General features: G+C 67.1%; 13 protein-coding genes. 7 read left to right on the forward strand and 6 right to left on the reverse strand.

All coding sequences use genetic code 11. From position 1 onward, the window contains the following. Both V3B41_RS11580 and fabV read left to right on the forward strand, forming a co-directional pair. On the forward strand, nucleotides 1–99 hold a 99-nt coding region (locus V3B41_RS11580; RefSeq protein ID WP_197616391.1), incomplete at its 5' end, for an IS3 family transposase. Nucleotides 100–372: 273 nt separating this feature from the next. Beyond that, a complete protein-coding gene (gene fabV, locus V3B41_RS11585) occupies nucleotides 373–1,632 on the forward strand; it encodes an enoyl-ACP reductase FabV (protein ID WP_197579998.1) in 1,260 nt (419 codons plus the stop codon). A gap of 114 nt (nucleotides 1,633–1,746) precedes the next feature. Here the strand turns inward: fabV and V3B41_RS11590 are convergent, their stop codons facing one another. From V3B41_RS11590 to V3B41_RS11600, 3 genes are all read right to left on the reverse strand, one after another. Further along, on the reverse strand, nucleotides 1,747–3,816 hold the full coding sequence (locus V3B41_RS11590) for an EAL domain-containing protein (RefSeq protein ID WP_197620814.1): 2,070 nt from the start codon (nucleotides 3,814–3,816) through the stop codon (nucleotides 1,747–1,749). A 91-nt stretch (nucleotides 3,817–3,907) separates the two neighbouring features. After that, nucleotides 3,908–5,092: an NAD(P)/FAD-dependent oxidoreductase gene (locus V3B41_RS11595; protein WP_329861134.1), complete on the reverse strand. Its 1,185-nt coding sequence runs from the start codon at nucleotides 5,090–5,092 to the stop codon at nucleotides 3,908–3,910. After that, nucleotides 5,089–5,637 carry a YaeQ family protein gene (locus V3B41_RS11600; protein ID WP_049428197.1) on the reverse strand — a complete coding sequence of 183 codons (549 nt, stop codon included), beginning with the start codon at nucleotides 5,635–5,637 and terminating at the stop codon, nucleotides 5,089–5,091. The genes V3B41_RS11595 and V3B41_RS11600 overlap by 4 nt, the downstream gene beginning before the upstream one ends. A 123-nt stretch (nucleotides 5,638–5,760) precedes the next feature. Between V3B41_RS11600 and V3B41_RS11605 the strand changes: the two genes are divergently transcribed. Continuing rightward, on the forward strand, nucleotides 5,761–6,639 hold the full coding sequence (locus tag V3B41_RS11605; RefSeq protein WP_197620816.1) for a pseudouridine synthase: 879 nt from the start codon (nucleotides 5,761–5,763) through the stop codon (nucleotides 6,637–6,639). A gap of 6 nt (nucleotides 6,640–6,645) precedes the next feature. Here V3B41_RS11605 and V3B41_RS11610 read toward each other — a convergent pair whose 3' ends face one another. After that, nucleotides 6,646–7,134, reverse strand: coding sequence for a YaiI/YqxD family protein (locus V3B41_RS11610; protein ID WP_059034065.1), 489 nt, complete (start codon nucleotides 7,132–7,134; stop codon nucleotides 6,646–6,648). Nucleotides 7,135–7,436: 302 nt separating this feature from the next. Between V3B41_RS11610 and V3B41_RS11615 the strand changes: the two genes are divergently transcribed. From V3B41_RS11615 to V3B41_RS11630, 4 genes are all read left to right on the forward strand, one after another. Continuing rightward, nucleotides 7,437–7,646, forward strand: a complete 210-nt coding sequence (locus V3B41_RS11615) for a cold-shock protein (protein ID WP_004153307.1) — start codon at nucleotides 7,437–7,439, stop codon at nucleotides 7,644–7,646. 185 nt (nucleotides 7,647–7,831) lie between these two features. After that, a complete protein-coding gene (locus V3B41_RS11620; protein WP_049428208.1) occupies nucleotides 7,832–8,521 on the forward strand; it encodes a glutathione S-transferase in 690 nt (229 codons plus the stop codon). A 32-nt stretch (nucleotides 8,522–8,553) separates the two neighbouring features. Then, a complete protein-coding gene (locus tag V3B41_RS11625; RefSeq protein WP_197633762.1) occupies nucleotides 8,554–10,119 on the forward strand; it encodes a protein adenylyltransferase SelO in 1,566 nt (521 codons plus the stop codon). Nucleotides 10,120–10,614: 495 nt separating this feature from the next. After that, the gene (locus tag V3B41_RS11630) at nucleotides 10,615–11,151 is read left to right on the forward strand and encodes an adenine phosphoribosyltransferase (protein WP_049457836.1); all 537 of its coding nucleotides are present in this window, start codon (nucleotides 10,615–10,617) and stop codon (nucleotides 11,149–11,151) included. Nucleotides 11,152–11,229: 78 nt separating this feature from the next. Here the strand turns inward: V3B41_RS11630 and dbpA are convergent, their stop codons facing one another. Both dbpA and V3B41_RS11640 read right to left on the reverse strand, forming a co-directional pair. Beyond that, on the reverse strand, nucleotides 11,230–12,606 hold the full coding sequence (gene dbpA, locus V3B41_RS11635; protein WP_329861138.1) for an ATP-dependent RNA helicase DbpA: 1,377 nt from the start codon (nucleotides 12,604–12,606) through the stop codon (nucleotides 11,230–11,232). Nucleotides 12,607–12,719: 113 nt separating this feature from the next. After that, on the reverse strand, nucleotides 12,720–13,799 hold the full coding sequence (locus V3B41_RS11640; RefSeq protein ID WP_049431521.1) for a YeiH family protein: 1,080 nt from the start codon (nucleotides 13,797–13,799) through the stop codon (nucleotides 12,720–12,722). Nucleotides 13,800–13,850: the final 51 nt, after the last annotated feature.

The following is a 13,850-nucleotide window of genomic DNA, read 5'->3' on the forward strand; positions in this document are numbered from 1 at the left end:
GTGGAATACATCCAGTACTACAACGAAGAGCGCATCAAACTGAAACTGAAAGGTCTGAGCCCGGTAAAGTACCGGGAGCAGGCCCAATCGGCCGCCTGACCCCGTCCAAGTCTCGGGGGGCACTTCAAGGATGGGTTTACGGCGTCCCCCGCAACCGGATCCACCCCGCCAACTCACAGGAACCGAGCTTCTGCCGTTGACGTTGCCTCTGCGGGTGCAGGGTGCAACCCTGCAAAACAAACCCCACCCTACGCCAGCGTCGGTTGTGCAATCAGCCCCCGCGCACTACGATCCTGCGGTTCGCGCGCGCAGGCGCGCGCCCGCATTCCTGCTGAGCGCCCCGTGCGCCGCATCTGCCAACCCGAGGTATCCATGGTCATCAAACCGCGTGTCCGCGGCTTCATCTGCGTCACCACCCACCCGACCGGCTGCGAGGCCGCGGTCAAGCAGCAGATCGACTACATCCGCGCGCGCCCGCCGATCCAGAACGGCCCCAAGCGCGTGCTGGTCATCGGCGCGTCCACCGGTTACGGCCTGGCGGCGCGCATCACCGCTGCCTTTGGCAGCGGCGCCGCGACCCTGGGCATCTTCTTCGAGCGACCGGGCACCGAATCCAAGCCGGGCACGGCCGGCTGGTACAACTCGGCCGCGTTCCACAAGTACGCCGACGAAGCCGGCCTGTACGCCAAGAGCATCAACGGCGACGCCTTCTCCGATGAAGTGAAGGCCAGGACCATCGAGATGATCAAGGCCGATCTGGGCCAGGTCGACCAGGTCGTCTACAGCCTGGCCGCGCCGCGCCGCAAGCATCCGAAGACCGGCGAGATCATCAGCTCCACGCTGAAGCCGATCGGCGAGCCGATCACCCTGCGTGGCCTGGATACCGACAAGGAAGTGCTGACCGAGACCCACCTGCAGCCGGCCACGCCGGAAGAAATCGCCGGCACCGTTGCGGTGATGGGCGGTGAGGACTGGCAGATGTGGATCGATGCGCTGGCCGACGCCGGCGTGCTGGCCAACGGCTGCACCACCACGGCCTTCACCTACGTGGGCGAAGAGATCACCCAGGCGATCTACTGGAACGGTTCCATCGGTGCCGCCAAGAAGGACCTGGACACCAAGGTGCTGGGCCTGCGCGAAAAACTGGCGAAAATCGGCGGCGACGCGCGCGTGTCGGTGCTGAAGGCCGTGGTCACCCAGGCCAGCTCGGCCATTCCGACCATGCCGCTGTACCTGTCGCTGCTGTTCAAGGTGATGAAGGAAAAGGGCACCCACGAAGGCTGCATCGAGCAGCTCGACGTGCTGTACGACATCCTCTACGGCGGCAAGGCCGACGGCGTGGCGATCGATCGCCTGCGCCACGACCTGGTCGATGGCGAGGGCCACACCGTTGCGCTGGTCGATGAGGAAGGCCGCCTGCGTGCCGACTACAAGGAAATGGCGGCGGACGTGCAGGGCAAGGTGGTCGCGCTGTGGCCGCAGGTGACCAACGAGAACCTGTACGAGATCAGCGACCTGGCCGGCTACAAGGCCGACTTCCTGCGCTTGTTCGGCTTTGGCGTGGAGGGTGTCGACTACGAGGCCGACGTCAACCCGGACGTGAAGATCGACAACCTGGTCGACATGACCTGATCAATGAAAAGGCCGGCGAAAGCCGGCCTTCTCGTTTGTGTAGAGCCGAGCCATGCTCGGCTGCTCTTCGCTTGAGTCCTGCAGCCGAGCATGGCTCGGCTCTACAGAGACGCGTCACCCGAACTCGAACCCCATCTCCGGCAGCGCCGGGCCGACGAAGTCGCCCTGCACGTAGTCCACCCCGGCACTGAACAACAGGGTCATCGAATTGGCATCGCTGACGAACTCGGCGATGGTATGGATACCGGCTTCCTGCGCGCGTGCGGTGATCTGGCTGATGCGGTCGATGTTCTCGCGGGTGGCCGCCAGATCGCTGGTGAAACCGCGGTCCAGCTTGAGGAACTGCGGCTGGAAGTGGGCCAGCAGCTGGAACGAGTCCAATCCCGAACCAAACTGCTCCAGGCCGATGCGGCAGCCCAGCGGCGCCACTTCGGCAAGGAACTGCTGCGCACTGCGCAGGTGGGTGAACACCTTCGCTTCCGGTGCATGCAGCCACAGTCGCTCACCGGGTACGCCCTGCGCCTGCAGTTCGCGGCGCAGGGTGGCGATCATCTGCGGGTCGTCGAACGATTCCGGCGTCACCTTCACCAGTACCTGGGTGGCATGGCCCTGGCGCGCACGCTGGCCCAGTACGGCGATGGCCTGCGAAACCACCCAGCGGTTGATGTCGGCCAGCAGGCCGTGCTCCTCGGCGATGCCCAGGAACGCGGTGGGGCTCAACAGCTCGCCGTTGTGCTCCAGGCGCAGGTAGGCTTCGTACAGCTCCAGCGGCTCGCCCTGCAGGTTCAGCACCGGCTGGTAGTGCAGCTGGAAGCCGTCGCCGGCCAATGCTTCACGGATACGGGTGACCCAGCGCAGCACGCGCTCTTCCTCGACGCGGTCGGCCGCAGCCGGGTCGAAGATGCGGCAGGTATTGCCCAGTTCGGCGGCGGCATGCGTGCACTCGCTGGCGCGTGCGAGCACCTGGCCGATGCTGGCGATCTTCTCGCCCACCTGTACGCCGCCGATGCTGACCGTCACCGTGGCCGAACGCGCGCCGATGCTGAAGACGTGTGCGGCGTAGGCTTCGCGGATGCGCTCGGCCAGCGCCACGGTCTGCGCGTAGGGCCCGGCCTGCAGCACGGCGAAATTGTGTTCGCCGAAGCGGGCCAGCTGCGCGTCCTCGCCGACCACCTCGGCCAGCAGGCCGGCCAGGGCGCCGATCAGGGTGTCGGCCGACGCCAGGCCGATGTCCGGCAGCAGGCGCGCGTAGTGGTCCGGCTCGATCAGCAGCAGGCCGAACTGGCCCTCGCTGCGCCCGGCCTGGGCCACCGCGCTTTCCAGCTGCAGCATGAAGGTCGGGCGGTTGAGCAGGCCGGTGACCTGGTCGCGCTGGCGCAGGTCCTCGACCTCGCGCGCCAGTTCCGGGTCGAACTCCATGCGGCGGCGGAGCACCACCTGCAGGCAGGATTCGCCCTCGTAGGTGGCGGCAGTGAATTCCATCGTTGCCGGGAACGCGCTGCCATCTTCGTGACGGGCATCGAGCTGGTACTGCGGCGGTGGCGCTTCACCACGGCTCAGGCCCTTCAGCAGCTGCTTGAAGCCCTCCACATGCTGGGCGGCGACCATGTCCAGCAGCGAGATGCCTTCGATATCGTCGAAATGCTCGTAACCGAACATTTCCAGGTAGGCGTCGTTGGCACGGATGTGCATGCCTTCATGCACGTAGGCGATGGGGTCGCGTGAGGAGGCGATCAGCGCATCGCAGCGGCGCTCGGTCTCGCGCATCTGCGCCTCGATGCGGCGCAGGCCACGCCGCGCCTGCAGGTCCACCCACTGGTCGCGGACCACGGCGAGCAGGTGCTCTGGGCGCTGGCGCAGGGCGAGGGCACGGATGCCGTGGCTGCTGGCCTGCACCAGCTCGTCCTCGTCGATGCGCTCGGCCAGCAGCACCAGCGGGATGTCCTTGCCACTGGCGGCGATGTGCTGGGCCACCAGTGGCAGCGGGATGCCCTGCGAGGGCGATGCCAGCACCAGGTCGATGGCCTGGCCGGACAGCACCTGGGACAGCTCGGCCGCATCCTGCGGCCGCCAGGGGCGCACCGCGATGCCGCTGTTGCGCAGGGTGCTGACAATGGCTTCGGCGTTTTCGCCGCTGTCATCGACGATCAGCAGGCGGATGGTGATGTCGTTCGCGTTCTGCATGCACTGCTCCCCAATCTGCGAATCTAGATACACGATGCGCGGCGAACCGTCCATGCGTGCACCCCTTGCACGCATCGAACGGCGATCTGCTTCACACCACGCCACCGGCGGCGTGGCCGCTGGCCCAGGCCCACTGGAAGTTGTAGCCGCCCAGCCAGCCGGTCACGTCCAGCACCTCGCCAACGAAATGCAGGCCGGGCACCCGCTTGGATTCCATCGTAGAGGACGACACCTCGGCCGTATCCACGCCGCCCAGGGTGACCTCGGCGGTGCGGTAGCCCTCGGTGCCACTGGCCACCAGCGGGAACGCGCCCAGCAGCTGCGCGGCCTGGCGCAGCACCGGCTCGTCCAGCTGGCGCACGGGCCGGTCGGGCAGCCAGTGCTCGCACAGGCGCTGCGCCAGCCGCTTCGGCAGTACCTCGCCCAGCACGGTGCGCAGCTCGGCGGCCGGGCGCTCGCGTTTCATCTGGCGCAGCCACTCGCCGGCATCCTGGCCGGGCAGCAGGTCCAGCTCCAGTGCATCGCCGGGTTGCCAGAACGAGGAGATCTGCAGGATCGCCGGGCCGCTGACGCCGCGATGGGTCAGCAGCATGAAGTTCTGGAAGCGCTTGCCGTTGCAGCGCGCCTCGATCGGCAGGGCGACACCACTCAGATCGGCCAGCCGCTCCTGGTGCTTGCCGCTGAGCGTCAGCGGTACCAGGCCTGCGCGGGTCGGCAGCACCTGGTGGCCGAACTGGCGGGCAATCTCGTAGCCGAAGCCGGTGGCGCCCATGCTCGGAATCGACAGGCCGCCGGTGGCCACCACCAGCGAAGCGCAGTGGAACAGGCCGTGCGTGGTGTGCACGCGGAAACCGTCGCTGCCGTGCTCGATGCGCTGCACGCTGCACTCGGTGCGGATCTGCGCGCCGGCCGCCTGGCATTCGTCCACCAGCATCTTCACGATCTGCTTGGAGGAGATGTCGCAGAACAGCTGGCCCAGCTCCTTTTCGTGATAGGCGATGCCGTGCTTGCTGAGCAGCTCGATGAAGTGCCAGGGCGTGTAGCGCGCCAGCGCCGACTTGCAGAAGTGCGGGTTGGCTGACAGGAAATTGGCTGGGGTGGTGCCGGTGTTGGTGAAGTTGCAGCGGCCACCGCCGGACATCAGGATCTTCTTGCCGACCTTGTTGGCATGGTCGATCACCTGCACCTGGCGGCCGCGTTGGCCAGCCGTGATCGCGGTCATCAGTCCGGCCGCGCCGGCGCCGATGACCACCACGTCGCAGCGGATCGTGCTCATGCCTTGGCGCGCTTGCGCCAGTTCGGGATCACGTCGAGCTGCATCTGATCGTTGAGCAGCTGCACTTCACCGTCCTGGATCAGCACGCTCCAGCGCATCGCGCGCTGGATCTGCTGGCCCCACAGTTCTACGAAGGCACCATCGAGGTCGACCACCGACAGGTTGTCGAAGCGCGCCAGGCCCTTGCCCTGCTTGCCCCACCAGATGTCCGAGGCGTTGCCGCCGTAATTGATCACCTGCACCTGGCGGCTGCGGTTGCTGGCCTTGCGGATGCGCGATTCGTCCGGATGGCCCAGGTCGATCCACTGCAGGATGTCGCCGGTGTAGTCGTGTTCCCACAGGTCCGGCTCATCGTCGGTGCTCAGGCCACGGCCGAACTCCAGGCGGTCACCGGCATTGAGGGCGAAGGCGAGCAGGCGCACCATCAGGCGTTCGTCGGTCTCGGACGGGTGCTGGGCCAGGGTCAGGTTGTGGGTCGCGTAGTAGCCGCGATCCATGTCGCTGATCTGCAGTTCGGCCTTGCGGATGGTGGCGGTAAGAGCCATGGGGGATCCGTGGACTAAAGACGACAATGATAGAGGTTTGCTTCCGGGGTGTCCGTTGCCAGACTGTCTGCGGGACGTCAACGTGGCACCCTTGCACGCTTTCCCGCCGCAGAAGTGGATACGATGACCCTGCCCAGCCGCCTGCAGCTGCCGCCCGGCCTCTGGCCCAGCCTGCTTGATGGCCTGTGCGCACGTTTCCCGCGCATCGACCGTGCGCAGTGGCAGGATCGCTTCGCCCGTGGCCGCGTGCAGGACATGCAGGGCAGGGCGCTGTCGCCGGACATGCCCTGGCAGGTGGGACTGGAGATCCAGTACTTCCGCGAGGTGGCCGACGAACCGGTGATTCCCTTCGCCGAGACCATCCTGCATCTGGATGAGCACCTGCTGGTGGCCGACAAGCCGCACTTCCTGCCAGTGACGCCGGCCGGCAGCTACGTACGCGAAACCCTGCTGGCACGCCTGATCGCACGCACGGGCAATACCGGGCTGGCGCCGCTGCATCGGCTGGACAGGCTGACCGCTGGCCTGGTGCTGTTCTCGACGCAGGCGGCCACGCGCGATGCCTACCAGCGGTTGTTCCGCGAGCGCCGCATTGAAAAGACCTATGAGGCGCTGGCACCGGCGCTGCCCGGGCTGGCGTTCCCGCTGCGACGGCACAGCCGGCTGGCGCCGGACGAGCCGTTCTTCCGCATGGCCGAAGTGCCAGGTGAGCCCAATGCGCGCAGCCTGATCGAGCCGATCGAGGCGGAGGGACCGATCTGGCGCTACCGGCTGAAGCCGGAAACCGGCCGCAAGCACCAGTTGCGTGTGCACATGGCCGCGCTGGGCGCGCCGATCGAGGGTGATGACCTTTACCCGCAGCTGCAGTCGCGGCCTGAGAGCAGTGCCGAGCCACCGCTCCAGTTGCTGGCACAGGGGCTGGCCTTCGATGATCCACTCACCGGGGAGCCGCGGCGGTTCAGCAGCCAGCGGCGCCTGTGCCTGCCCGGCAACGGCGACTAGCTCTGTTCAGCGAGCCGGGCGCCGCGCCAGCCAGCGGTCCAGCTCGGCGGCGAACAGCTGCCGGTCGCGCGGCCCCAGCGGGGGCGGTCCCCCGGTCTGTACCCCGGCGCCGCGCAGCTCCTCCATGAAATTGCGCATCGACAGCCGTTCGGCCATGTTGTTCGGCGTGTACAGCTGGCCGCGCGGGTTCAGCGCCACGGCCTTCTTTTCCAGCACCAGTGCGGCCAGCGGGATGTCCTGGGTGACCACCAGGTCACCGGCGGCCACCCGTTCGACGATGGCACTGTCGGCAACGTCCAGGCCCTGCGGCACCTGGATCGAGCGCAGCCAGCGCGAGGGCGGGGTGCGGATCCACTGGTTGGCGACCAGGGTCAGCTCGATCCCGACCCGTTCAGCGGCCCGGAACAGGATGTCGCGAATGACGGTGGGGCAGGCGTCCGCGTCCACCCAGATGCGTGGGAGGGCGGGTTCAGCTTGGGTTTCAGCTTCAGTCATTTACCCAGTGTAGGGTAGGAAAAACCTGAATGGGGACTCGGAGTTAGGCTTGATCGGCTGCCAAGCCTTGTCACGCCTAGCGGGCAGGGTTTGCCCATGAACGTCCGGGCTATCGCTTTTTGCAGAAAACACGCGTATCGTTCGACCCACTGTGTTTGCTAGGGTCACCGTGAATCGTGGCCTGGTGCAGTTGATCTCACGATCCGCTCATCGATCCGCTTTACCAACGCCTGCAACTCAGTCTCGGCCCCGATACCCGGTGGCTGCGATTTTTTTCAACATGTGTTTCAGGAGTTAGTCAAATGTCTGATCGTCAGACCGGCACCGTCAAGTGGTTCAACGACGCCAAGGGCTTCGGCTTCATCACCCCGGAAAGCGGCCCGGACCTGTTCGTGCACTTCCGTGCCATCCAGGGCACCGGCTTCAAGACCCTGCAGGAAGGCCAGAAGGTTACCTTCATCGCCGTCCAGGGTCAGAAGGGTATGCAGGCTGACCAGGTGCAGGCGGTCTAATCCGTCTGCTACCGTTTGGTAGCCAGAACGCCGGAAGCGAAAGCTTCCGGCGTTTTTTATTGCCCGTTGTTCTGTAGCGTCGAGCTTTGATCGACTGCTTTCCAAAGACAGTCGAGCATGGCTCGACTCTACATGGGGCATGCAGCCATCACGGTACGATGTGGACCTCCCCAAGGATCGTCCCCATGCGCATCGTCCACCACCTGGAAAACTCCCGTTCCCTGCGCGTGCTGTGGATGCTGGAGGAGCTCGGGCTGGACTACGAGCTGCGCCGCTATCCGCGCGATCCGAAGACGCTGCTGGCACCGCCGGAGCTTCGCAACGTGCATCCGCTCGGCAAGTCGCCGGTGCTGCAGGATGGCGAACTGGTGCTGGCCGAGTCCGGCGCAATCCTGGATTACCTCGCCGACCGTTACGACACCCAGCGCCAGCTGTCGCCGTCACCGACGCCGGCCGATGGCGCCGAGCGCATCGCCTACCGCTATTGGCTGCACTACGCCGAAGGCTCGGCGATGCCGCCGCTACTGCTGACCCTGGTGATGGGCCGCATCCGCAACGCGCCGATGCCGTTCTTTGCGCGCCCGATCGCGCGCAGCATCGCGGACAAGGCCGAGCGTGGCTTCATTGGCCCGCAAAGGCGCCTGCACCTGGACTGGATGGAGCGCCGCCTGGCCGAAAGCCCTTGGTTCGCGGGTGAGCGGTTCAGCGCGGCCGACATCCAGATGAGCTTCCCGATCCAGGCTGCCGCCGCCCGTGGTGGTGGCCTGGATGACAAGCCGGCGCTACGCGATTTCCTCAAGCGCATCAGCGAGCGCCCGGCCTATCAGCGCGCCGAAGCACATGGCGGGCATCTGCAGGCGCTCAGCGGCAATTGAGGCGGGCGGCGGTCGCCCCCATCTTCAACCCCATGGATACCGACAGCCCCCGTTTCGACAATCGCCTGCTGAATGCCCTGCCGGGTGACCCCGAATCCGGCCCGCGTCGCCGCGAAGTACTGGGCGCCGCCTGGTCGCCGGTGATGCCGACGCCCGTGGCAGTCCCCACGCTGCTGGCCTGGTCGCCGGACGTTGCCACGATGCTCGGCTTCGATACCGCTGAGGTCGAGAGCGAAGGCTTCGCGCGCGTATTCGGCGGCAATGCGCTATACCCCGGCATGCAGCCGTGGGCGGCCAACTATGGCGGCCATCAGTTCGGTCACTGGGCGGGGCAGCTGGGTGATGGCCGCGCGATCTCGCTGGGCGAAGTGGTCGCACCGGATGGCGGTCATTGGGAGCTGCAGCTGAAGGGTGCCGGCCCGACCCCGTATTCGCGGGGCGCCGATGGTCGCGCGGTGCTGCGCTCGTCCATCCGCGAGTTCCTGTGCAGCGAAGCGATGCATCACCTGGGCGTGCCGACCACGCGCGCGCTGTCGCTGGTCGGCACCGGCGAAGACGTGGTGCGCGACATGTTCTACGACGGCCACCCGCGTGCCGAGCCCGGCGCCATCGTGTGCCGGGTATCGCCTTCGTTCCTGCGTTTCGGTTCCTTCGAACTGCCGGCCTCGCGTGGTGAAACCGCCTTGCTGCAGCAGCTGGTCGATGCCTGCATCGCCCGCGATTTCCCCGAGCTGGAAGGGCAGGGCGAGGCGCTGTATGGCGATTGGTTCGCGCAGATCGCGGTGCGCACCGCCGAGATGATCGCGCACTGGATGCGCGTGGGCTTCGTCCATGGCGTGATGAACACCGACAACCTGTCCGTGCTCGGCCTCACGCTGGATTACGGTCCCTATGGATGGGTCGAGGACTTCGATCCGGACTGGACGCCGAACACCACCGATGCCCAAGGCCGGCGCTATCGTTTCGGTACCCAGCCGCAGGTGGCGTACTGGAACCTGAGCCGATTGGCGCAGGCGTTGTCGTCATTGTTTGCCGATGTCGAACCGCTGCAGGCAGGATTGGCGGCGTACCAGTCCACGTTCGTTGCCTGCACCCGTCGCGATGCAGCGGCCAAGCTCGGCCTGGCTGCGGCCGATGATGAGGACCTGCAGCTCTACCTGCGCTGGCAGCAGTTGATGCAGGACGGCAGCATGGACATGACGCTGGCCTGGCGCGCGCTGATGCGCGTTGATCCAGCGTCGCCCGATGTGGGCCTGCTGGACGCGGTGTACTACGACGAGGCGCGCCAGCAGTCGGTGCAGGCACCGTTGCAGCAGTGGCTCCAGGACTACGCGGCGCGGCTGCGCATGGATACGCTGTCGGCCAGCGAACGCACGGCGAAGATGGCCGCGGCCAATCCGCTGTACGTGCTGCGCAACTGGCTGGCGCAGGAGGCCATCGATCGCGCCGAACAGGGCGACCTCGGCGGTGTTCATGCGTTGCAGGATGTGCTGCGCGACCCGTACACCGAACGCCCGGGGCTTGAACACTTCGCCGGCAAACGCCCGGCGTGGGCCGACAACCGCGCCGGCTGCTCGATGCTTTCCTGCAGTTCCTGAGGGTGGGGTTCGGCAGGGCTGCGCCCTGCACCCGCAGAGGCCAGGTCAACAGCCAGAGCAAAGGCTGGATTCCGTGGTTTGGCGGGGCAGTGTCGGAGTGCGGGGACGCCGTAAACCCATCCCTGGGGGCTTGGCAGCCGCATCCATGCGGCTGACACCCCGCACTCCGACACCGCCCCGCCTCCGACAGATTCCCGCTGCTGTGGGTAGGTGTCGACCTTGGTCGACACATCTGTCAGATATCGTTATACGAGAATGGGGTCAGATCCGTTTTCCTGCGGAAAACGGATCTGACCCCACGAGCCGTTCCGACAGATCGCAGGAAACTATCGAAGGCGGGCCCACCCCGCCATCCCTCGGAATACGGCTTTTGCTTTCGCTTTTGCTTGTGCGGTGGCCTCTGCAGGTGCCGGGCGCAGCCCGGCCGTACACCCCCAACAGGCAGCCGGCGCCTGGAACAGGTACCCTATGCCGCCATCAGATAGCCAACGTGACATGACCGACGCCCTCGTCGCTCCGCAGTGGGCCTCCCGCCTGCGCGACATCGCCGACTTCCCCAAGCCCGGCATCCTCTTCAAGGACATCATGCCGCTGCTCGCCCACGGCGAGGACTTCCGCGGTGCCATCACCGCGATGGCCGACCGTTGGCGCGACCAGAAGCTGGACGCGGTGGTGGGCATCGAATCGCGTGGTTTCATCCTCGGTGCCGCGATGGCGCTGGAGCTGGGCGTAGGCTTCGTGCCAGTGCGCAAGCCGGGCAAGTTGCCCGGCCAGGTGCTGCGCGAGGAGTACACGCTGGAATACCGCAGCGACTGCATCGAAGTGCATGCCGATGCGCTGCCGGCCGGCGCGCGCGTGGCGATCATCGATGACGTGCTGGCCACCGGCGGCACGCTGGTCGCTGCCTTGTCGCTGGTGCGCCGCCTGGGCGTTGACGTGGTCGGCGCCGGTGTACTGGTCGAACTCGACGGCCTTGGCGGCCGTGCGCGCTGGGAAGCGGACCTGCCGCTGCACACCGAACTGGTGTTCTGAGTCTGTCGCCGGGCGTGGCCCGGCGCTACACACGGCATGCAGGTAGCGCCGGGCCATGCCCGGCGACCACCTTGCCAATCACATCATCCGCACGCGGAAACGACGGCCCTTGATCTTGCCGGCTTCCAGCTTGGCCACGGCCTTGTTGACCTGCTCACGGGCGATCGCGACGTAGGAACGGGTCGGGAAGATCGCGATCTTGCCGATGAACTTGCTCGACAGGCCGGCGTCGCCGGTCAGTGCACCGAGAATGTCGCCCGGGCGCAGCTTGTCGGTCTTGCCACCGTCGATGCGCAGCGTGCGCATCGCGGCCTGCGGCAGCTCGGCCGGGCGCGCGGTCGCCAGCGGCGTCTTCTGCCAATCCAGCGGTTGCCCCATCTGCGCTTCGATGGCTTCGGCGCGGGTCTTTTCGCGGCCGGCCACCAGGCTGATCGCAAGGCCGCTGGCACCGGCACGGCCGGTACGGCCCACGCGGTGCTGGTAGCTCTCCACGTCGGTCGGCAGCTCGTAGTTGATCACCGCGGCCAGCTCTTCCACGTCCAGGCCGCGCGCGGCCACGTCGCTGGCGACCAGCACGTTGCAGCTGCGGTTGGCCAGCAACAGCAGCACCTCCTCGCGATCGCGCTGCTCCATGTCGCCATGCAGGGCGAGCGCGGAGAAGCCGAACTGCTGCAGCGAGTTGGCTACTTCGTCCACGTCCTTGCGGGTGTTGCAGAACACCACCGCCGATTCCGGCGTGTACTTCAGCAGCAGGCCGGCCAATGCCTTCTGCCGGTGTGCCGGTTCCACCTCGCAGAACATGTGGCGGATCGCGGGTGCCTGGTCGGCGCCTTCCACGGTCACTTCCACCGCCTCGCGCAGCAGGTCACGCGCCATGGCGCGGATGCTGTCGGGGAAGGTGGCCGAGAACAGCAGGCTCTGGCGGTCCTTGTGGGTGCGGCCGGCGATCTCGCGGATCGGCTCCTCGAAGCCCATGTCGAGCATGCGGTCGGCCTCGTCCAGCACCAGCGTGCGCACCGCGCCAAGATTCAGCGCGCGCTTGCGTGCCAGCTCCTGCACGCGGCCGGGCGTACCGACCACCACGTGCGGGTCATGGCCTTCCAGCGATGCCAGCTGCGGGCCCAGCGGCACGCCACCGACCAGCAGCAACAGCTTCAGGTTGGGAATGCCGGTGGCCAGCTTGCGGATCTGCTTGCCGACCTGGTCGGCCAGTTCGCGGGTCGGGCACAGCACCAGCGCCTGCACGCGGATGAGGCTGGGGTCGATGGACTGCAGCAGGCCCAGGCCGAAGGCGGCGGTCTTGCCGCTGCCGGTCGGCGCCTGTGCGATCACATCGCGGCCATCCAGGATGGCCGGCAGGCTCTGCGCCTGCACGGGGGTGAGGGTGGTGTAGCCGAGGGCATCCAGGCCGGGCTGCAGGGCCGGGCTCAGCGGCAGGGTCGAGAAGTCAGTCATGGCGCATTGTACCCGTCTGGTCGCGCGCGGCTGCCCTTTGTAGAGCCGAGCCGATGCTCGGCTGCTTCACCTCTGAAGCCGAGCGTCGGCTCGGCTCTACATCGGGGGTAGACTCAGCCCAGCACCGCCAGCACGCCCTGATGAATCACCAGGCCACCGAACAGCAGCCAGGCGAACAGGATCAGCGCCAGCAGCAGCGGCTTCAGGCCCGCCTGGCGCAGCGCCGAGACGTGGGTGGTCAGACCCAGCGCAGCCATCGCCATCGCCAGCAGCACGGTATCCAGCTGCACCAGCCCCGCCTGCAGGCCAGCCGGTAGCAGGTGCAGCGAGTTGAAACCGGCCACCGCCACGAAACCGAACGCGAACCACGGCACCACGATGCGCGCCTTGCTGCCGTCGGCGCTGGCCTTGCCCCCACGTGCCAGCCATAGCGACAGCGCGATCAGGAACGGCGCCAGCAGCATCACCCGCACCATCTTGGTGATCACCGCGGTATCAGCCGCCGCTTCGTTGACCGCACGGCCGGCCGCCACCACCTGTGCTACTTCATGCACCGTCGCACCGGTGAACAGGCCGTACTGCCGTGCGTCCATCGCCAGCCAGCCGTGCGACTGCACCAGTGCATACAGCGCCGGGTACAGGAACATCGCCAGCGTGCCGAACACCACCACCGTCGACACAGCCACCGTGACCTGTGCTGCGCGCCCGCGCACCACCGGTTCTGCAGCCATCACCGCCGCGGCGCCGCAGATCGCGCTGCCGGCGCCGATCAGCATGGCCGCCTCGCGTTCCATCTTGAACACGCGCACGCCCAGCCAGCAGGCCAGGCCGAAGGTGCTGGCAACCACCAGTACGTCCATCAGCACGCCGCTGACACCGACATGGCCGATGTCCTGGAAGGTCAGGCGCAGCCCGTACAGCACGATGCCGGCGCGCAGCAGCCAGTGCTTGGAGAAACCAACACCGGCCGCGCTGCTCGGTGCCAGCCGCGGATAGAAGGTGTTGCCGATCACGATGCCGGCGACGATGGCCACGGTCAGCGCACTCAGGCCGTGTGCCTGCAGCCACGGCAGCTCGGCCAGGTACAGCGACGCCGCTGCGATCAGGCCGACCAGCAGCAGGCCGGGCAGGCGCGGCTGCCAGCGTTGGCGCAGGGCGGGCAGGGTCCAGGGGGAGAGGGCAGGGACGTTCATGGCACGGCAGCGCTGGAGAGATGGGGCAAGCGTGCGCCTGAGACGATGACC

The sequence above is a fragment of the Stenotrophomonas sp. SMYL89 genome, from assembly GCF_036319985.1.
Taxonomy (GTDB): domain Bacteria; phylum Pseudomonadota; class Gammaproteobacteria; order Xanthomonadales; family Xanthomonadaceae; genus Stenotrophomonas; species Stenotrophomonas maltophilia_Q.